The organism is Actinobacillus arthritidis, from assembly GCF_029774155.1.
Classification (GTDB): Bacteria; Pseudomonadota; Gammaproteobacteria; order Enterobacterales; family Pasteurellaceae; genus Actinobacillus; species Actinobacillus arthritidis.
The window spans coordinates 1,035,621-1,056,320 of sequence record NZ_CP103833.1 but is presented as its reverse complement, the minus strand read 5'-3'; the positions used below and the strand labels follow the sequence as shown (position 1 = coordinate 1,056,320).

Annotated in this window: 13 protein-coding genes and 4 pseudogenes; 8 read left to right on the top strand and 9 right to left on the bottom strand. The window is 38.6% G+C overall.

Annotation, left to right across the window (positions count from 1 at the left end; genetic code table 11):
- Positions 1 to 78 precede the first annotated feature (78 nt).
- Together NYR89_RS04895 and NYR89_RS04890 are read right to left on the bottom strand one after the other, a co-directional pair.
- Positions 79 to 1,260 (bottom strand): efflux RND transporter periplasmic adaptor subunit, encoded by a 1,182-nt coding sequence (locus NYR89_RS04895; RefSeq protein ID WP_279446574.1) that lies wholly within the window; start codon positions 1,258 to 1,260, stop codon positions 79 to 81.
- Between the two features lie 101 nt (positions 1,261 to 1,361).
- Complete coding sequence (locus NYR89_RS04890; protein WP_279446573.1) at positions 1,362 to 2,177, bottom strand: Cof-type HAD-IIB family hydrolase; 816 nt, start codon at positions 2,175 to 2,177, stop codon at positions 1,362 to 1,364.
- A 589-nt stretch (positions 2,178 to 2,766) separates the two neighbouring features.
- On the opposite strand from NYR89_RS04890, the pseudogene leuA reads away from it, so the two are divergent.
- From leuA to upp, 6 genes and pseudogenes are all read left to right on the top strand, one after another.
- Positions 2,767 to 4,312 (top strand): annotated as a pseudogene (gene leuA / locus NYR89_RS04885) (2-isopropylmalate synthase).
- 340 nt (positions 4,313 to 4,652) lie between these two features.
- A complete protein-coding gene (gene rpoE, locus NYR89_RS04880; protein ID WP_279446572.1) occupies positions 4,653 to 5,231 on the top strand; it encodes an RNA polymerase sigma factor RpoE in 579 nt (192 codons plus the stop codon).
- 19 nt (positions 5,232 to 5,250) lie between these two features.
- The gene (locus tag NYR89_RS04875; protein ID WP_279446571.1) at positions 5,251 to 5,871 is read left to right on the top strand and encodes a sigma-E factor negative regulatory protein; all 621 of its coding nucleotides are present in this window, start codon (positions 5,251 to 5,253) and stop codon (positions 5,869 to 5,871) included.
- 181 nt (positions 5,872 to 6,052) lie between these two features.
- Positions 6,053 to 6,543: pseudogene (locus tag NYR89_RS04870) on the top strand (SoxR reducing system RseC family protein).
- Positions 6,491 to 8,176: a long-chain-fatty-acid--CoA ligase FadD gene (fadD, locus tag NYR89_RS04865; RefSeq protein ID WP_279446570.1), complete on the top strand. Its 1,686-nt coding sequence runs from the start codon at positions 6,491 to 6,493 to the stop codon at positions 8,174 to 8,176. Before NYR89_RS04870 ends, fadD begins: the two are co-directional and overlap by 53 nt.
- 78 nt (positions 8,177 to 8,254) lie before the next feature.
- Positions 8,255 to 8,882: pseudogene (gene upp / locus NYR89_RS04860) on the top strand (uracil phosphoribosyltransferase).
- A 122-nt stretch (positions 8,883 to 9,004) separates the two neighbouring features.
- Here the strand turns inward: upp and rsmA are convergent.
- From rsmA to hemA, 6 genes and pseudogenes are all read right to left on the bottom strand, one after another.
- The gene (gene rsmA / locus NYR89_RS04855; RefSeq protein ID WP_279446569.1) at positions 9,005 to 9,874 is read right to left on the bottom strand and encodes a 16S rRNA (adenine(1518)-N(6)/adenine(1519)-N(6))-dimethyltransferase RsmA; all 870 of its coding nucleotides are present in this window, start codon (positions 9,872 to 9,874) and stop codon (positions 9,005 to 9,007) included.
- Between the two features lie 65 nt (positions 9,875 to 9,939).
- Positions 9,940 to 10,890, bottom strand: coding sequence for a peptidylprolyl isomerase (locus NYR89_RS04850; protein ID WP_279446568.1), 951 nt, complete (start codon positions 10,888 to 10,890; stop codon positions 9,940 to 9,942).
- A gap of 76 nt (positions 10,891 to 10,966) precedes the next feature.
- Positions 10,967 to 11,506 (bottom strand): bifunctional pyr operon transcriptional regulator/uracil phosphoribosyltransferase PyrR, encoded by a 540-nt coding sequence (gene pyrR / locus NYR89_RS04845; RefSeq protein WP_279446567.1) that lies wholly within the window; start codon positions 11,504 to 11,506, stop codon positions 10,967 to 10,969.
- A gap of 15 nt (positions 11,507 to 11,521) precedes the next feature.
- Positions 11,522 to 12,949: a bifunctional D-glycero-beta-D-manno-heptose-7-phosphate kinase/D-glycero-beta-D-manno-heptose 1-phosphate adenylyltransferase HldE gene (hldE, locus tag NYR89_RS04840; protein ID WP_279446566.1), complete on the bottom strand. Its 1,428-nt coding sequence runs from the start codon at positions 12,947 to 12,949 to the stop codon at positions 11,522 to 11,524.
- A 109-nt stretch (positions 12,950 to 13,058) separates the two neighbouring features.
- Positions 13,059 to 14,576 (bottom strand): ribosome biogenesis GTPase Der, encoded by a 1,518-nt coding sequence (gene der / locus NYR89_RS04835; protein WP_279446565.1) that lies wholly within the window; start codon positions 14,574 to 14,576, stop codon positions 13,059 to 13,061.
- Positions 14,577 to 14,733: 157 nt separating this feature from the next.
- Positions 14,734 to 16,048, bottom strand: a pseudogene (hemA, locus tag NYR89_RS04830) (glutamyl-tRNA reductase).
- A gap of 298 nt (positions 16,049 to 16,346) precedes the next feature.
- Between hemA and relA the strand changes: the two are divergent.
- Together relA and ispC are read left to right on the top strand one after the other, a co-directional pair.
- A complete protein-coding gene (gene relA, locus NYR89_RS04825) occupies positions 16,347 to 18,557 on the top strand; it encodes a GTP diphosphokinase (protein WP_279446564.1) in 2,211 nt (736 codons plus the stop codon).
- A 71-nt stretch (positions 18,558 to 18,628) separates the two neighbouring features.
- The gene (ispC, locus tag NYR89_RS04820; protein WP_279446563.1) at positions 18,629 to 19,819 is read left to right on the top strand and encodes a 1-deoxy-D-xylulose-5-phosphate reductoisomerase; all 1,191 of its coding nucleotides are present in this window, start codon (positions 18,629 to 18,631) and stop codon (positions 19,817 to 19,819) included.
- Positions 19,820 to 19,883: 64 nt separating this feature from the next.
- On the opposite strand, the gene lpxA is transcribed toward ispC, so the two are convergent.
- The gene (lpxA, locus tag NYR89_RS04815) at positions 19,884 to 20,678 is read right to left on the bottom strand and encodes an acyl-ACP--UDP-N-acetylglucosamine O-acyltransferase (RefSeq protein WP_279446562.1); all 795 of its coding nucleotides are present in this window, start codon (positions 20,676 to 20,678) and stop codon (positions 19,884 to 19,886) included.
- Between the last annotated feature and the right edge of the window lie 22 nt (positions 20,679 to 20,700).

Here is a 20,700-nt window from a genome sequence, read left to right as displayed (position 1 = left end):
CACTTCAGTACATAAAAAACGGTCGAGATTTACAAATTTTGAGTAAATCTCGACCGCTTGTTTTTTAGCAGAAGACAATTAGAAACCGCCGGGTCTTCTTCGCATTTCTGCACTCACTTTTTCCCCATCAGCTCGCTGAGCGGTGATCACTTGCTCTCCTTCATTTAGACCGCTAATAATTTCAGTATGTTGACTGTCAGCGAGTCCCAGTTCTACTTTTTTCTCAATAGCTTGATTATTTTCTAAAATATTAACAAAGGCTTCTTTACCTTTTTTCTTGATCGCTGAGGTTGAAACAACTAATACATTTTCTCGCTTAGCAATATTAACTTGCCCTTGCACTGTCATTCCAATACGTAAACGCTGTTCACTATTATCAATCAGTGAATTAGCATAATAGTAAATCGCCTCAGTATTACCGGATTTTTCAATATATTTATTGGAAGCGTGATCATCACTTAATGTGGTTAACGCCGGATCAACACTATCAATTTTGCTGTGATGCGAATGATTCGGTTCAGATAAGGTTGTAAAGCTAATCATTTGACCGGCTTTAACCTGTGCAATATCGCCTTCTGAAATTTCGAGTTTAACTAACATCTTAGTTAAGTCGGCAACGTGTACAATCGTTGGCGACGTTTGATTTGAATTGACTGTTTGCCCGACAGAAACCGGAATGGATACGACAGTTCCGTCCATCGGCGAGATAATTTGGGTATAATTCAAATTCGTTTTCGCATCGTTTACCGAAATCTGTGCCGATTTAATTTGGGCTTTTACATTATCCACAGTCGCTTTGGCGGAGGCTAATGTATTTTTAGCCGTTTCTAATTCCGTTTCGGAAGTGCTTTGCTGTTTATAAAGTTTACTTAAGCGATTGAAATTAGATTGTGCCACCTCAAGTGCAACTTGCGCAGATTTTAGTTGTGCTTGATAAGATGCCAATGTTGCTTCAGCCGTACTTAAACTGTTACTTTGATTACTTGAATCAATTTCAGCCAGTAGATCGCCTTTTTTAACCTGTTGTCCTAGTGTGACATAAAGATTAATAATTTTTCCTGATACTTGCGCCCCGACTTCAGTCCGTTTACTCGCTCGAACTGAACCGCTGGCTAAGACATTTTTATCTATAGTGTTGCGAGTTACCGGCTCGGTAATATAATATACTTGCTCACTTTCATTATTACCGACAAAATAGAAATAACTTGCCGCAACAATCCCTGCAAGCACTAATCCTGTCATTAAAGATTTTAATTTCATCTGTTTCCCGACTAAAAGTTATAAATAATAAGCGGTCTATTCAGACAATTTTCTTGCAAAATCGTTCTGAAATACGACCGCTTGTTTGGCATTATCGTTGATTAGATGATACCAAATATCGCTCGAATATAACTTGCGACCGCTTCGTGTTTGTGATTACCGATTCTCTCATTATGCGGTAATGCTTCAAGTAAACGAGGATCCGCATTGCCCATTACACAACCTTTTCCTGCACGAGATAACATTTCAATATCATTCATTCCGTCACCGAATGCAATGCAATCTTGTAAATCGTAACCGCGTAATTGTACTAATTCCGCTAAGGCATTGCCTTTGGAAACGGCTTTATTCATTACTTCTAAGCAGAGTAACGCCGAATAAGTCATATACACACGATCGCCGAAATGTGTTTTAACATACTGCTCGATAGGTAAGAGATCTTCGGCGGTTTTACCGATAAAAAAGATTTTCTCGACTTGTCTGCCGTGATGACGGCTAAAATCAACCACCTGATAAGAGTAACCGGAATCCTTATGATATTTTTTGAGTCGCTCAATATCGACATTGATAAACCATTCATCGCCCTGATAGCTATTTAAACACACTCGACTATTATCAAACGGCATATTCATTAATTGTAATGCAATATCTTCCGGAAGATGATGACTTAAAACTTGTTCTCCTGACAGAAAATTAGCTCTTGCCCCATTAGAAGTAATTAACATTGCATCATTAACATCAACTTTTCGGATGATATGTTTAACATCAGGATAATTTCGACCGGTAGCAAAAATAATATCAACGCCTTTTTGTGAGAGTTTTTGGAGCGTTTCAATCGTAAATTGACCAATTTTATGATCTGCATTTAGAAGTGTACCGTCAAGATCGGACACAATGGCTCGAAATGGAAGCGTCATACATAATCCTTAATTTAACTGATTTATATTGCATTAAAGGCTAACAAATTTACCGTCATTCTTCAAAAGAAATAGCCTGTTTTTCATATTCTAATCAAGAAATTGGTTAAAAAATCATAAAATGAACAAAAAGTAGAAGGCTTTGTTTTTCCTAAAAAGTGATAAGATTTATTTGGAGGAATAAAAATAAAGCAGTTTAAATTGCTAATTAATTTAGTTAATAAAGAATTAATCACTATTTTATGATGGCGATTTCTCAAGAAAACGTTTGCATATAGTGAAAAATTCTATTGACTTCACTCTATTTGAAGTTAATATGAGTTCCACTTTCGAATAACAATGCAAACATAAACACACACAACATAATGGAAAAACGACTTTCTCTCCGACTTCTTCTGTTATCGCATTTTGTGCGAGGATAAAGATCGTTTGGAGTGAAATCGTTCACTATCCACACTTTACCCGCACGATGATGCGGGTTTTTTTATTCTTTTTCTTATCCTTGGACGAGAATAAAGTGTTAATGTTTAAATGTATTATTCAAACCATTTTATAAGAACAAAGTGTTAAGCACTTAACAGGAGATCCTATGAATAACAACATTATTATTTTTGATACAACATTACGTGATGGCGAACAGGCACTTAAAGCAAGTTTAACCGTAAAAGAAAAGCTCCAAATCGCATTAGCGTTAGAACGTTTAGGTGTTGATGTGATGGAAGTAGGATTTCCGGTTTCATCGGCTGGTGATTTTGAATCGGTAAAAACTATTGCACAACATATTAAAAACAGCCGTGTTTGTGCCTTATCTCGTGCAGTCGATAAAGATATTGATGTTGCGAGCAGAAGCGTTAAAAGTCGCAGAAGCATTCCGTATTCATACGTTTATTGCAAGTTCTGCGATTCACGTTGAATCTAAATTAAAACGCTCATTTGATGATGTGGTTGAAATGGCGGTAAAAGCAGTAAAACGTGCAAGAAGTTATACTGATGATGTGGAATTTTCCTGTGAAGATGCCGGACGTACCGGTATTGATAACATTTGTCGTATCGTTGAAGCGGCAATCAATGCGGGGGCAACAACGGTAAATATTCCGGATACGGTAGGTTACTGCTTGCCATATCAGTATGGGGATATCATTGCGAATGTGATGAATCGAGTACCCAATATTGATAAAGCGGTTGTTTCGGTGCATTGCCATAATGATTTGGGGATGGCGACTGCAAATTCACTTACGGCAGTATTAAACGGTGCAAGACAAATCGAATGTACTATTAACGGTATTGGTGAGCGTGCCGGTAACACAGCATTAGAAGAAGTGGTCATGGCGATCAAAACTCGCCAAGATATGTTCAATGGCAAAGATACTCGCATTAATACGCAAGAAATTCATCGTGTCAGCCAAATGGTTAGTCAATTATGTAATATGCCGATTCAGCCGAATAAAGCGATTGTCGGTTCAAATGCGTTTGCTCATTCATCAGGTATTCACCAAGATGGTATGGTGAAAAACAAAAATACCTATGAAATTATGTCACCGGAAACGATTGGCTTGAAGAAAGAAAAATTAAACTTAACCGCTCGTTCAGGTCGTGCGACAGTAAAAAATCATATGGCTGAAATGGGATACCAAGAAAGTGATTATGATTTGGATAAATTGTATGAGGCTTTCTTAAAATTAGCGGATAAGAAAGGTCAAGTATTTGATTATGATTTGGAAGCGCTAGCCTTTATTGATATGCAGGCAGGCGATGAAGATAGATTGCATTTAGATGTGATTACATCACAAATGATTAGTGGCTTACCTGCATCGGCTTTCGTTCAGGTTGAACTTGATGGCAAACGTATTAGTGAAGTATCAAACGGTGGTAATGGTCCGGTCGATGCAGTGTATAATGCGATTCTCAAAATTGTAGGTATGGATATTAAAATGTCGCACTATAATCTCACAGCAAAAGGTGAAGGGGCGGAAGCACTCGGACAAGTGGATATAGTGGTAGAACACGAAGGTCGCCGTTTCCATGGTGTTGGCTTGGCAACTGACATTGTTGAATCTTCGGCTCGAGCATTAATTCACGCTATCAATGCGATTTATCGTGCACATAAAGTAGCAGATTTAAAAGCAAAAAAGTAACTTATTTTGCATAAACATTCATGTTAGCGGTCGGATTTTATGGAATTTTTGTAAAATTTCAGTAAAATCAGACCGCTTTCTTTTTATAAGCATATCAAGTAGTTTGTCTTTTAAACGGGAAATATTTTTTAACGTAAAAATTGAATTTTTACTCAGTTAAGAAGTCTAGCGTATTACGAATATTTGTAATATCCTGACTCGCTTATTATGGGCATATTTATAAATATTTTTAATTAATTTATTCTTTATCGGAACTTTTTATATTTATTGCATACTAACGAGATATAAAACGAGAAGCACATAAAGAATATGCGTACATAGGTTAGGAGAACGCAGATAGATGAGTGAGCAAATAGCCGATCAAGAATTGGTTGAGCGAGCCCAAAAAGGTGATAAAAAAGCATTTAATTTACTGGTTGTACGTTATCAAAATAGAGTAGCAGGATTGCTTACTCGCTACGTTTCCAGAGATGATATTCCAGACATCGTACAAGAATCCTTTATTAAAGCATATCGTTCATTAGAATCTTTTCGTGGTGAAAGTGCTTTTTATACGTGGCTTTATCGTATTGCGGTGAATACGGCTAAAAATCACCTAACCGCTTTAGGAAGACGACCTCCCAAAGAAGATATTTTGGCGGAAGATGCTGAAAGTTTTGATGTTGGTGTCCAGCTTCGTGAAAGTGATACGCCGGAAAATATGGTGTTATCAGATGAATTAAAACGTGTCGTATTCGATACGATCGAGAATTTACCGGAAGAACTCAAGACAGCAATTACTTTGCGAGAGTTGGAAGGTTTAAGTTATGAAGAAATTGCAGAAGTAATGCAATGTCCTGTCGGTACGGTTCGTTCTCGTATTTTTAGGGCTAGAGAAGCGATTGATGCGAAAGTCAATCCACTGATGCAAGAGATTTAAGATTCAATCGGAGTTTATTATGCAACAAAAAGAAACCCTTTCCGCTTTTATGGACGGACATAAAGCAGATGATACGTTTATTGACGCTTTATGTGAAAGTCCTGAGTTAAAGCAAAAATGGGCTAATTATCATGCAATTAAAAGTGTTTTACATGGTGATGAAATTATTTTAGGTAATGATTTCTCGGCAAAAATGGAAGCATTACTTGAAAATGAAGAGATTGAATCTTTATCTTCAAATAAAGCGGAACAATCCGTTCAGCCTAAAGGGATGTTACTAAAATTAAAACGTTGGAGCGTGCCACTTATGCAAGCTGGTATTGTTGCTTCTGTGTGTTTAGTCGCTGTTTTAGGAGTGAATTTTATGAATTCTAATTCTGAAACAGCTCAATTAGAGCAACCGGTATTAAAAACTCAACCGTTTAGTGATTCACTCCAACCTGTAAGTTACAATGCACCGCGTCATGATGTTGCATCAGCAGAACAATTAGAGAGTCAGCAACATAAAATTAATACGTTATTGCAGGCTCAACAATTTCAACGCCAGGCAACAGTAGGTGCGGTGACATTAACTGAAGAACAAAAAGAAAAATCTCAAACTTCATCAACTGATAAAAAGCCTGAATCACATAAAAATTAATCGGTATAGAAATCAATCAAGTCAAAATCTAAGATTAACAAATTGGATTTCTAAATAAAGAAAGCGGTAAGATTTAGCGAATTTTTTGCAAAAATTTGTTACAATCTTACCGTTTTTATTTTATATGCAAAATAGTATAAGAATACTATTAGGCTATTTTCAATCCCTTGAGGGTATGCTCATGATGATCGAAACAGCAACAGTAGTAAATTATCAAGATGGAATTGCTACTGTTCAGTGCCACGCAAAAAGTGCTTGTGGCAGTTGTGCGCTAGAAATAGTTGTGGGACAAAATCTTTATCGGCACTCGCCGGCGAAAAGTTTGCACCGCAATTAGACTTGCCGGTTAATGTACCATTAAAAACCGGAGATCAAATTCAGATCGGTTTATCAGAGCAGACCTTATTATCTAGTGTGTTTTGGATTTATTGTGTTCCTTTGTTTGTGTTGGTTGTTTCAGCGATTGTTTTCTCCCAATTACTCTCAAATGAGTTATTGATCGCTGTTTTCGTATTGATAAGTACCGGAATCGCTTTTTGGAACATAAAAAAAATAATGGATAAAAAACAGGTAGGCGAGTTTATGCCTGTTTTTTTAAAAAAATTCAATAGGAAACGATATGGAAAAAATTTGGTTAGAAAATTATCCGGAAGGTTCACCACATACAATTAATGTTCAACCGTATGATTCATTAGTTGAAATGTTTGAATCGGCAGTGCGTAAGCATCCGGATATTCCTGCTTATATTAATATGGGTAAAGTGCTGACATTCCGTAAATTAGAAGAACGTAGTCGAGCTTTTGCCGCTTATTTACAAAATGAGTTGCGTTTAGAAAAAGGCGATCGAATTGCACTTATGATGCCAAATTTGTTGCAATATCCTATTGCACTATTTGGTGCTTTAAGAGCCGGATTAGTGGTCGTGAATGTTAACCCTCTTTATACTCCTCGAGAATTAGAACATCAATTAAATGACAGTGGTGCAAAGGCTATTGTTATTATCTCTAATTTTGCGACAACACTTGAAAAAGTTGTATTTAATACCAGTATCAAACACGTGATTCTTACCCGAATGGGCGATCAACTTTCATTTGGTAAGCGTACTTTGGTTAATTTTGTCGTGAAATATGTCAAAAAATTAGTACCAAAATATAAATTGCCTCATGCCGTAAGTTTTCGTGAAGCGCTCAGTATTGGTAAGCAACGTCAGTATGTCAAGCCCACATTAGAGCGTGATAATCTTGCATTTTTGCAATATACGGGCGGCACGACAGGCGTAGCAAAAGGTGCAATGTTGACTCATGGTAGTGTAATTGCAAATATCCAGCAGGCAAAATGGGTTGCTGAGCCTTTATTAAAAGAGGGGAAAGAACGTATTGCGGTTATTCCTTTACCGCTCTATCACGTTTTTGCTCTTTCGGTAAACTGTTTACTCTTTATTGAAATGGGGATTACCGGGCTTTTGATCACCAATCCTCGTGATATTCCTGGGTTTGTAAAAGAACTAAAAAAATATCCGGTAGTCGCATTAACTGGGGTGAATACATTATTTAATGCTTTATTAAATAATGAACACTTCAAAGAAGTTGATTTTTCAAATTTAAAATTAAGTGTAGGTGGCGGAGTCGCGATTCAATCCGCTGTTGCAAAACGTTGGCATGAATTAACCGGTTGTCATATTATTGAAGGTTATGGAATGACAGAATGTTCACCGCTGATTGCCGCAACTCGAAGCGATTCGGTTGAGCATACCGGTTCTATCGGTGTGCCTGTACCGAATACCGATATTCGTATTGTTGATGATGAAGGTAATGATGTTGCTATGGGTGAGAGAGGAGAGCTTTGGGTCAAAGGTCCTCAAGTAATGAAAGGTTATTGGCAACGTCCTGAAGATACGGCAGAGGTGTTAAAAGACGGTTGGATGGCGACCGGTGATATTGTTGTCATGGGTGAAGATCTGAATTTACGTATTGTCGATCGTAAAAAAGATATGATCATTGTGTCTGGTTTCAATGTCTATCCGAATGAAATTGAAGATGTAGTTGCACATAATCCTAAAGTTAATGAAGTAGTTGCAATCGGTATACCAAGTAAATCATCGGGTGAGGCTATAAAAATCTTTGTGACGAAAAAGGATGAAAGTTTAACTCGTGAAGAATTACGCAATTATTGCCGTCAATACCTAACAGGCTATAAAATTCCACGTGAAATCGAATTTCGTGATGAATTACCGAAAAGTAATGTGGGTAAAATTCTGCGTCGAGTGCTTAGAGATGAAGAACTCTCAAAAGTGAAAACTATATAAATGATTTTAGGAGAGGTGGAATGTGAAATTCTGCCAAAATAAAATAACGTGAGCATTAAAATGCCTTAGGAGCGATAAATGAAAATTGTAGAAGTAAAACATCCGCTAGTAAAACATAAATTGGGTTTAATGCGTGCGGCGGATATTAATACCAAAGATTTCCGTGCATTAGCAACAGAAGTTGGGAGTTTATTAACATATGAAGCAACAACTGATCTTGAAACAGAATTAGTCGAAATTGACGGTTGGTGCGGTAAAGTTGAAGTTGAACGTATTAAAGGCAAAAAAGTAACGGTAGTACCTATCTTACGTGCTGGTTTGGGGATGATGGACGGTGTTTTGGAACATATCCCAAGCGCACGTATCAGTGTTGTTGGTATCTACCGTAATGAAGAAACGTTAGAACCAGTGCCTTATTTCACAAAATTAGCGAACGATGTAGAAGAACGCTTAGCGATTATCGTTGATCCAATGTTAGCAACCGGTGGTTCAATGATTGCTACAATTGATTTATTGAAAAAAGCAGGCTGTAAACATATTAAAGTACTTGTACTTGTAGCGGCTCCAGAAGGGATTAAAGCATTAGAAGCAAGCACATCCGGATATTGAGTTATTTACGGCTTCAATTGATAGTCATCTAAATGAACACGGCTATATTATTCCGGGATTAGGCGATGCCGGCGATAAGATTTTTGGTACGAAATAATTACTGATAAAATAAAAAAACCTAAGAGAAATCTTAGGTTTTTTATATCTACAAAATTATTTATCTTGTAACAAGCGGTCTGATTTGCAAAATGTTTTACAAATTGAACCGCTTGCTTAAGGCTAAATATCTTCGTCAACGATTTCTTCTTGATTATCCACTGCCGGTGGATTGTCATATAACCAGTTAGCCAAACGGGCATAGTCCGCAATACTTAAATTTTCCGCTCGTGCATTTAAGTCGATACTAAGTGCTTCTAATTGCTCTGGACTAAATAAGGTTGAGAGTGCGTTACGCAACGTTTTACGGCGTTGGTTGAATGCTTGTGTAGTGACACGGTTTAACCAATACACATCTTTTACTGGATGCGGTAAAACTTTATGTGGCATTAGGCGTACTACCGCAGAATCTACTTTCGGTGCCGGTTTGAATGCGGTTGGCGGTACTTCTAAGACTGGCATTACTTGACAATAATATTGTGCCATAATGGTTAAACGACCATACGCTTTACTATTTGGTGCCGCACATAAACGTTTTACCACTTCTTTTTGCAACATAAAGTGCATATCTTGAATCAAATCGTGGAATTTGAATAAATGAAACATTAATGGTGTTGAAATATTATACGGTAAGTTACCGAATACACGTACACCTTCACCTTCTTTTAAGTTAAGGCTTTCAAAATATTCACGGAAATTAAAACGTAACGCATCTTGCTCAATAATTGTTAATTTATGATTTAAGAACGGATGATGACGTAAACGTTTGGCAAGATCTCTGTCTAGCTCAACAACCGTTAATTTATCCACTTGCTCGGCAACCGGTTCAGTTAATGCACCTAGCCCCGGACCAATTTCCAGTAAAAACTGACCGTTTTTAGGATTAATTGCCGATACAATGTTATGAATCACATTCATATCATGTAAAAAGTTCTGCCCAAAACGTTTACGAGCGGTATGACCTAAATGTTTTTTTGAATTTTGATTACTCATTTTTATCCTTTTCAAATAAGCAAAGAACCCCGCAAGGAGCGAGGTTCTTAAGAAATCAGTTATTTTTATTTACCAACGTATTGAATATCAGCCGTTTTTCTTAACGCTTTTACCCAATCTTTTGCCGCTTCTTGAGCTTGTTTATCAACTAACTGTTCATAAGCACGTTGATGATAAGCATCTTCAGTACGGTCTCCTTGTTGAGTTCCAGTAACTTTAAGAATATGCCAACCAAATTGTGATTTAAACGGAGCAGTAATTTGATTTTGTTTAGCCGTTTTAGTCGCTTTTGCAAACGCGGGATCATAAATATCTAAGAAATTATAACCTAAATCACCACCGTCCGCCGCTGAAAGATAATCGACAGAGTTTAATTTTGCGCCTTCTTCAAAAGTCGTTTTACCAGATTTAATATCTGCAATAATTTTGTTTAAGGTCGCTTTTGCTTGAGCGTCATTTAACACTGGTGATGTCTTAATTAAAATATGGCTTACTCTATGTTGAGTAGCTGTAACCGTTTTCAATTTTCCATTAGCTTTGTCTTTTGCAAGCATCTCCTTAGCTTGTGCTTGTACCGCTTGGGGATCTACTTGGATAGATTTGCCGATACTGATATTACGCACTTGCTCCATCGCCATTTGTTGTGCAATTTGATGGCGGTATTGCTCTAAAGTAATCCCTTGATAATCTAACGCATCTAGCAATTGACCGTAAGTAATACCGTTACGGACCGCGATATCTTCAATTACTTGATCGACTTTAGCATAATTCACTTTAACACCGGCTTCTTTTACCGCTTTTTGAACTAATATATCGTCAATGATTTGTTCTACAGTCGCTTTATGATTTGCTTCCGAGTTAGCTTTTTTCCCTAATGTGCGTTGTACTTGACTTTCCATTATTGGTGCACCGTCAACGAGTGCGACAACACGCTCTTCAACTGCGATAGCACTTTGTGAAATACCGATAGCGGTAACTAATGCAATTAATAAAGATTTTGCCGAGATTAATTTCATTTATTATTTCCTATTAAAGGTTAAAGATAAGCTCTAAAAACACTTAGAGCTAAATTTCTTAAAAAGGTTCCGACACTTATTCATGATTGGCACGTATTAGTGCCACCTGATTTACATTATCATAGCATTGTGTCCGAACTTGAATCTTTTCATTTTTTGAAGTAGGAATATTTTTTCCGACGTAGTCAGCTCGAATCGGAAGCTCTCTATGACCTCTATCGACTAAAATCACAAGCTCTATACGAGTTGCTCGTCCAAAATCAAGTAGTGCATCAAGTGTCGCCCGAATAGTTCGACCAGTAAATAATACATCGTCAATCAGGATAACATTTTTTCCGGTAATATCAATCTGATCTTCAGCACCGGAATAGATTGGATCCTGATGAATCACATTGAGGTCATCTCGGTAAAAAGTAATGTCTAAAGCCATCAATGGTAGTTGTATTTGAACTAACTCATCAATCCTTTTTTGTAACATTTTCGCAATTTCAGCACCTCGGCGTTTTATTCCGACTAACACCAAATTATCAAACGAAGAATGCTTCTCTATAATTTGGTGTGAGATACGAGAGATTGTGCGTTGAAATTGTTCAGAGTCAATAATAATTTTTTCCATTATAGGATAAAGAACCTATTTTGTTGCCTGAATTTTCTTAATAACGTTTGTAGTTGAACAACCATTTTCAAAGTTTAGCACTTTAACCTCACCACCATTTGCCCAAACTTCTTGGCTACCGGCAATCTCTTCAGGCTTATAATCGCCACCTTTAACTAATAAGTCAGGTAAGATTTCACCAATCAGACGCTGAGGTGTATCTTCCGCAAAAGGTACGACCCAATCAACAGAAGCTAAACCGGCAAGTACCGCCATACGATCGCTTAAATCGTTAATCGGGCGAGATTCACCTTTTAAGCGTTTGACCGACTCATCGGTATTTACCGCCACAATTAAACGATCGCCTAATTTACGTGCATTTTCTAAATAAGAAACGTGTCCCGGGTGCAGAATGTCAAAACAACCGTTGGTCATCACAATTTTCTCACCTCGTTGTTTTGCCTGTTCTACCGCACGTTTTAATTCATCTTCCGCTAAAATGCCGAAACCGGTTTCTTCACGGTGATGAATCGCATTTTCCAATTCAGTCGGTGTCACGGTTGAAGTCCCTAATTTGCCTACAACCACACCAGCCGCATTGGCTAAATAACAGGCTTCTTCGTAAGGGCGACCATCAGCAATCGCAGTAGCAAGCACACTAATTACTGTATCGCCGGCACCGGTCACATCATAAACTTCTTTTGCTTGGGTCGGTAAGTGGAACGGCGCTTGATTCGGGCGTAATAACGTCATCCCTTTTTCCGAACGCGTCACTAATAATGCGGTTAATTCGAAATCAGCAATCAGTTTTAAGCCTTTTTCTACAATTTCAGCGTCATCTTTGCAGTGACCGACTACCGCTTCAAATTCAGACATATTCGGCGTTAAGAGCGTTGCACCACGATAACGTTCAAAATCGGTACCTTTCGGGTCAATCAGTGTCGGTACGCCGGCTTTGCGTGCCACTTGAATCATTTGCTGTACCGATTCAAGCGTACCTTTGCCGTAATCCGATAAGATTAATGCTCCATAAGCGGTAATTTCTTGCTCAAGTTTTGCAAGTAGAGAATCGCTTGCAACATGGTGAAAGCCTTCTTCGAAATCTAAACGTAAAAGCTGTTGATGACGTGAAAGGATACGCAATTTGGTGATAGTCGGGTGTGAATCCAATGCAACACAGTGATTTTGGATATTATGTGAATTGAGTAATTTGTCTAAAGCACGGCCAGCATCATCTTGCCCGATTAAACCGTGAAGAGCAACCGGTACGCCAAGGCTGGCAATGTTCATTGCCACGTTCGCCGCACCACCGGCACGTTCTTCAATATCCTGTACTTTTACCACCGGCACCGGTGCTTCCGGAGAAATACGGTTTGTTGCACCAAACCAATAACGGTCTAACATTACATCGCCAAGTACAAGCACTTTAGCGTTATTAAATTTCGGAGAGTATTGCATCATCATAGTTAATTTCTCTATTAAATGACGGCACTCATCTGTGACGAATGCCTTAAACCTTGTTCAGTCATAATACCTGTCAAAGACGGGTACTAATTAAGAGAGAGTTGTCTAATTATTTCTTACTTTTCTTAATAAACTTCATCAAGCGTTTACGTTTACGTAATTGGTTTGGTGTGAGTTTATTTTTCTTACCGGCAAACGGGTTATTCCCTTCTTGGAACTGAATACGGATCGGTGAACCGATAATTTTCAAGCTCTTACGGAAGTAATTACTTAAATAACGTTTGTAAGAATCCGCTAACTTTTCGACTTGGTTACCGTGAATGACGATAATCGGTGGGTTGTAGCCACCCGGGTGAGCATATTTTAATTTAACACGGCGACCATTTACTAGCGGTGGCTGATGTTCATCCGCCGCCATACGTAAAATACGTGTCAGCATCGAAGTTGAAGTTTTCTGTGTCGCACACGTATAGGCTTCTTTCACGGAATCAAATAAGTTACCTACGCCTGAGCCGTGTAATGCAGAAATAAAATGCACACGTGCGAAATCAATAAAGTCTAAACGGCGGTCTAATTCGGATTTCACTTGATCTTTAATATCTTGTGATAAACCGTCCCATTTATTCACGACGATTACAAGTGAACGGCCGGCATTTAGAATAAAGCCGAGTAGTGATAAATCTTGATCAGAAATCCCTTCACGTGCATCAATGGTAAGTAATACCACGTTCGCATCTTGAATCGCTTGTAGGGTTTTAATTACGGAGAATTTTTCCACCGCTAAATTGACCTTACCACGTTTACGTACACCGGCGGTATCAATAATCGTATATTGCTGACCGTCACGCTCCATCGGAATATAGATAGAATCACGTGTCGTACCCGGCATATCGTAAACCACTACACGATCTTCACCGAGAATACGGTTGGTTAACGTTGATTTACCCACATTCGGACGACCGACAATCGCAATCTTGATGTTTTTATCTTCAATCGATTCTTCGCTTTCTTCTTCAAGTGCTTCGTCAAGTAATGCGGTATCATCTTCATTATCGAAGTCAAAGTCGGTATCCCATTCGTCCGCTTCTTCGTTTGCAGAATCTTCATCATTTTCGACCGCTTGATTCGCATTTAATTGCTCGCCTAACGGGGCTAATACTTGCTCGATAAGTTGTGTTACGCCACGACCTTGTGCCGCGATCTGTTCAACTTCACCTAAGCCTAATTGATAAAATTCCGCACAATGTGAATCCGCATCAATACCATCGGTTTTGTTTGCTACCACCACGGTCGTTTTTTCACGTTGGCGAAGATATTGAGCGATACCAATATCCGCAGGTACTAAACCGGCACGCGCATCGACTAAGAAAAGCACAACATCGGCTTCTTCAATCGCCAGTAGCGATTGTTCCGCCATTTTTTCTTCAACACCTTCTTCCGTACCGTCAATACCACCGGTATCAATTACGATAAAATCATAACCGGCGATATTTGCATGACCATATTTACGGTCACGTGTAAGTCCCGGAAAGTCCGCTACCAGCGCATCACGTGTGCGGGTTAAGCGGTTAAATAAAGTGGATTTACCCACATTCGGTCTGCCGACAAGGGCAACAACTGGAGTCATTCTTATTCTGTCCTTCTAAAAATTCTGTCTTTGCGAGTCGCAAAATCGTCATATTATATACTAAAAGCATTGAGAACGGAAAAAGGATCGAAAACAAGCGGTCGATTTTCTGCAAAAGTTTACAAAAAATTGACCGCTTGGTTATTAATATTGTGAGTTATTCCATTTCTTCTAATTTCAAGGCTTTAGAGAAAGATTGTAAGCCTTTAGAGTTGCCACCTTTTGCCATTGCTTGTAAGGCTTGGGTTGGTACGTGTAATAAGCTGTTAGTCAGTTTATAACTTAATTCATTTAAGACTTTTTCAGCATCTTGACCGGAACTCATCGCTTGTATTGCTTTATTAAGTAATTCTTGACGAGTTTGTTCGGCATCTTGGCGATAGCGTTTAATTAAATCGCTGGATTGCTGTTGTTTTAACCATTCAAAGAAAGCTTTACATTCCTGTTCTACGATTTCAGCAGCTTGTTCAGCCGCTTGTTGGCGTTGGGCAAGATTGCGTTGAATAATATGTTGTAAATCATCCACGCTATAAGAATAGACAGCATCTAATTCGCCGGCATTTTCATCAATATCTCGAGGTACGGCAATATCAATAAGAAGCATTGGATCAAACTGGCGTTGTTTTTGGGCGATTTCTACCATTTCTTTATTAATCAGTATATCAGGGCTACCGGTAGAGCTGATAACGATATCTGCTTGGTTTAAGCCGATTTGTAACGCACTCAATGATAGAATTTGCATTGGTGTATTTAAGCGTGTAGCTAGCATTTCCGCTCGTTGAGGGGTGCGGTTAGCAATCATAATATTTTTAGCACCGTGTTGAATTAAGTAGCGAGCAACCAGTTCGATCGTTTCGCCAGCACCAACCAATAAAAAACGTAATTTCCCAAAGTTATCAAAAATCTGACGAGCTAAGCCGCATAGCGGCGTAAGCAACTGAAACCGCACTTGAACCGATTTCGGTTTCGGAACGAACACGTTTTGCAGTAGAAAATGTACGTTGGAATAGACGAGATAATTTAGTAGAAATATGGCTGTTCTGCGATTGGTAAAAATTCTCGCTATATTGATAGGCTTGTTTTACTTGACCCAAAATTTGTGGTTCACCTAGGATAAGGGAGTCCAACCCACACGCCACTCGCATAAGATGACGTGCCGCTTCCAGATTTTGTTTGAAATAAATACATTCACGTAATTCATCGTGTTCAAGTTGATGAATTTCTGCAAACCATTCAAAACATTTTTCACGCCATACGATATTGTCTTCGTGTTCTTCTCGAGGGGTAATTTCAGAGTGATGGAAATATAATTCAGTACGATTACAGGTTGATAGAATCACAACACTTTCAGCAAGCGAACGGCGTTGAATTTGCTCAAAAGCAAGTTGGCGTTTTTGATCATCAAATGCCACTTTACTACGCAAATTTACCGAGGCTGTTTTATGGTTAATCCCAAGCGCTAAAATTGTCATCTATATCCCACATATAAAATAAAAAACGGCAAAAGCCGTCACAATCTTTTTATTCTAGCGAATCATATAAATCGGTGCAAATAATTGTAGAGATTGGTTTGATTTATCACAATTAGACTACCTTAATAGAGTTATATATAAAGCATGCAAAAATATGATTTTGTTATTTCGCATAGCAAAGAAAAATAGCAAGAAGGCGACAATAACTAACAATAATTTTTAAATCGCAGTATAATGTGCCACATCTTTTCAACCGATAAGCGGTTAAATTTTCGCGATATTTTGCAAAGGAGGATTTATGGTAGCAATTCGCCGTTCACACGAGCTTAACCTTGGTACTTTTGAGTTAGCGAGTTGGGGTGTCGCTTTACAAATATCGCCGATAACCTTTGATGAATTACAAATCGCTTGGCAATATGCACAAGAAAAATTAGATACGGATAGTTATCACTTAATGTGGGACAGTATCGAAATGGTCGAAATCTTACATGGTTTAAATATGGATGACGATTCACTACTTGCCGCATTGCTGTTTCCTCTCGTAAAGAATCATATTATCGATCTTGCACAGGTCAAAGAAAAATTCGGTAACCAAGTTAAAAATCTCGTGAAAGGCGTGATTGAAATGGACAATATTCGCCAGCTAAGTGCGAATAGTGCCTCTGATTTACAAATTGACAATATTCGCCGTATGTTACTTGCGATGGTGGATGATTTCCGCTGTGTTGTAATTAAATTAGCGGAGCGTATTGTCTATTTGAGAGGAAAGCATCGTCATACAGAAGAAGATTTGGTTTTAGCGGCAAAAGAGTGTTCGCATATCTACGCACCGTTAGCTAATCGTTTAGGTATCGGTCAGCTTAAATGGGAGTTGGAAGATTACTGTTTCCGTGCTTTACATCCGCAATGTTACCGAGTCATTGCTTTACAACTTGGCGAACGCCGTTTAGAACGTGAAAGTTATATTGTTAATTTTGTGCAAGAATTGACCGCCTGTCTAAGTGAACAAATCGAAGATTTGGAAGTGTATGGGCGACCAAAACATATTTACAGTATTTGGAAAAAAATGCAGAAAAAAAATCTGCGTTTTGAACAATTATTTGATATTCGTGCGGTGCGAGTCATTGTGCCTAATTTAGCAGATTGTTATACCGCTTTAGGGATTATCCATACACAATATAAACATTTACCTGAACACTTTGATGATTATATTGCTAATCCGAAACCAAATGGTTATCAATCGATTCATACGGTTGTGTTAGGTCAAGGTGAAAAACCGATTGAAGTGCAAATTCGAACCCGAAAAATGCACGAAGATGCCGAATTGGGTGTAGCAACACATTGGAAATATAAAGAAGGCGCAACAGCAGGTCGTTCCGGTTATGAAGAGAAAATCGTTTGGTTACGTAAGTTATTAGCGTGGCAAAATGATATTGCCGATTCCGGTGAGATTATGGCTGAGGAAATGCGTTCACAGGTATTTGATGATCGTGTTTATGTGTTTACGCCTCGAGGCGAAGTGATCGATTTGCCTAAAAATGCAACGCCACTTGATTTTGCTTATGCAATTCACAGCGAAGTCGGACATCGTTGTATCGGAGCTAAAGTTGCCGGTCGAATTGTACCATTCACCTATTTGTTGCAAATGGGGGATCAGGTTGAAATTATTACCCAGAAAAATCCGAACCCAAGTCGAGATTGGCTGAATCCGAATGCCGGCTTCGTGAATACATCTAAAGCACGAGCCAAAATTATTGCTTGGTTTAAAAAACTGGATCGTGAGAAAAATATTCCGATTGGTAAAGAATCCTTAGAAGCGGAAATGGCTCGTTTCGGTTTTACTTATAAGCAAATCGAGCAGTATGCCTTGCCTCGTTATAATCTGAAACAAATGGATGATTTATATGCAGGCATTGGTGGCGGAGATATTCGCTTAAATCAATTAAGTCATTATTTACAAAGTAAGTTGATTAAACCGACCGCAGAGCAAGAAGATGAAGCGGTTCTTAAACAAGTCAATAAAAATGCCAATAATATCGCACAACAAAAAGGTAAAAACGGATCAATTATTATTGATGGTGTTGGTAATCTTATGCACACCATTGCTCGTTGTTGTCAGCCGATTCCGGGCGATGAAATTGTTGGCTATATCACGCAAGGACGAGGGATTTCAATTCATCGTGCCGATTGTGAACAGTTGTTTGAGTTACGTAGTGCAAATCCAGAACGTGTTGTCGGTGCTCAATGGGGTACGCATTATGCGAGTGGTTTCAGTTTAGCGATCAGAGTAACCGCAAATGATCGTAACGGTTTATTACGTGATGTGAGTGCAGTAATGGCAAATGAAAAAGTGAATGTATTGAGTGTTTCAAGTCGTATTGATGCAAAACGGGGTCTAGCCATTATGGATATGGGGATTGAACTGAGCAATGTTGAAATACTGGGTAAATTATTAGCACGTATTGCACAACTTGAAGATGTGATTGAAGCGAAACGTTTATCAAATTAAGTGACAAGCGGTCAAATTTGCAAAAAAATTGCAAAACAGACCGCTTGTTTTTTTAATGATTAGGAATGTCTATGAAAAAATTAGTGATTTTAGGTTCAACCGGTTCAATCGGTAAAAGTACATTGTCTGTGGTAGAACAGAATAAAACAGAATATGAAGTATTCGGTTTAGTTGGCGGTAAAAATGTTGAGTTAATGTTGGCTCAATGTCTATCATTTCAACCGAAATTTGTTGCATTAGATGATGAGAATGCGGCAAAAGCATTAGCGGAACAGCTTAAACAATACAATGTGAAAACCGAAGTCTTAAGTGGTCAAAAGGCAATTTGTGAACTAAGTGCAAATCCAGAAGTGGATATGGTCATGGCGGCGATTGTTGGAGCGGCAGGTTTGTTACCAACGCTTTCAGCGGTTAAAGCCGGTAAAAAAGTTTTATTAGCAAATAAAGAGTCGTTAGTCACTTGCGGACAAATTTTTATTGATGAAGCAAGAAAATCCGGTGCAAAATTATTACCGGTTGATAGCGAACATAATGCGATTTTCCAATCTCTCCCACCAGAAGCACAACAAAAAGTCGGTTTTTGTCCGCTTGCTGATTTAGGCGTGAGTAAAATTATTTTAACCGGTTCTGGTGGCCCGTTCCGTGTAAAACCACTCGATGAGTTTGCAAGTATTACTCCGGCACAAGCGGTGGCACATCCGAATTGGTCGATGGGTAAGAAAATCTCAGTCGATAGTGCTACTATGATGAATAAAGGTTTGGAATATATTGAAGCCCGTTGGCTATTTAATGCTTCAGCAGATGAAATGGAAATTATTATTCATCCGCAATCGATTATTCATTCAATGGTGCGTTATATTGACGGATCAGTTATTGCCCAAATGGGGAATCCGGATATGTGTACGCCGATTGCGCATACGATGGCGTATCCGAAGCGGATTAATGCTGGCGTAGCTCCGTTAGATTTCTTTAAATTGAAAGAGTTAACCTTTATTGAACCGGACTTTGCTCGTTATCCGAATTTGAAATTAGCGATTGATGCGTTTGCGGAGGGACAATATGCCACAACTGCAATGAATGCGGCAAATGAAGTGGCGGTAGAGGCTTTCTTAAATGAACGTATTCGCTTTATTGATATTGTGAATGTGAATAGAACGGTAGTAGAAAATATCGCACCGATTCAAGTCAAAGAAATTGCTGATGTATTACATATTGATAAATTGGCAAGAGAATTAGCGGGGCAAGCTGTGATTAATTTATAAAAAACAAGCGGTGTAATTTGTCAGAAATTTTGCAAATTACACCGCTTGTCTATATGGCAACGAATTAACGAATAATGCCACGAGTTGAGCGTTTAAAGAAATCTAAGAATAATTGAACGGTTGGTTCATTTGTCGCAAATTGCTCGATTTCCGGAATCGCTTCTTCAATCGTTTTACCGCTACGGTAAATCAGTTTATACACATTACGAATGGCATGCATTGCCGGTTTGTCAAAACCACGGCGTTTTAAGCCTTCAAGGTTCACACCAAACGGTTGGGCATGATTACCTTGAGCCATAACGTACGGTGGTACATCTTGGCTAACCATTGAGCCACCGCCTAGCATAACGTGTGAGCCGACAACAACAAATTGGTGAATAGCAGACATACCACCTACGATAACGAAATCATCTAACGTTACGTGACCGGCAAGCGTACCATTATTAGCAATAATACAACGATTGCCGATAGAACAGTCGTGAGCAATATGTGTATTGATCATAAATAGGTTATCGTTACCGATACGAGTAATACCACCACCTTGAACCGTACCACGATGAATGGTAACGCTTTCACGGATTCGGTTTCGATCGCCGATAATGACTTTAGTCGGTTCACCTTGATATTTTAAATCTTGGTTAATTTCACCAATACTAGCGAATTGGAAGATCTGATTTTGTTCACCAATTTCGGTATGACCATTGATAACTACATGAGAATGAATAATGGTTTTTGCACCGATTTTTACGTCTTTACCAATGACGCTAAACGGGCCAATTTCAACATGAGCACCAATTTGAGCCCCTTCTTCAATTACTGCTAATGGGCTGATTTTTGCAGTAGAATCGATTAATCGCATAGCGTCTCCTTTGCTACTGGGA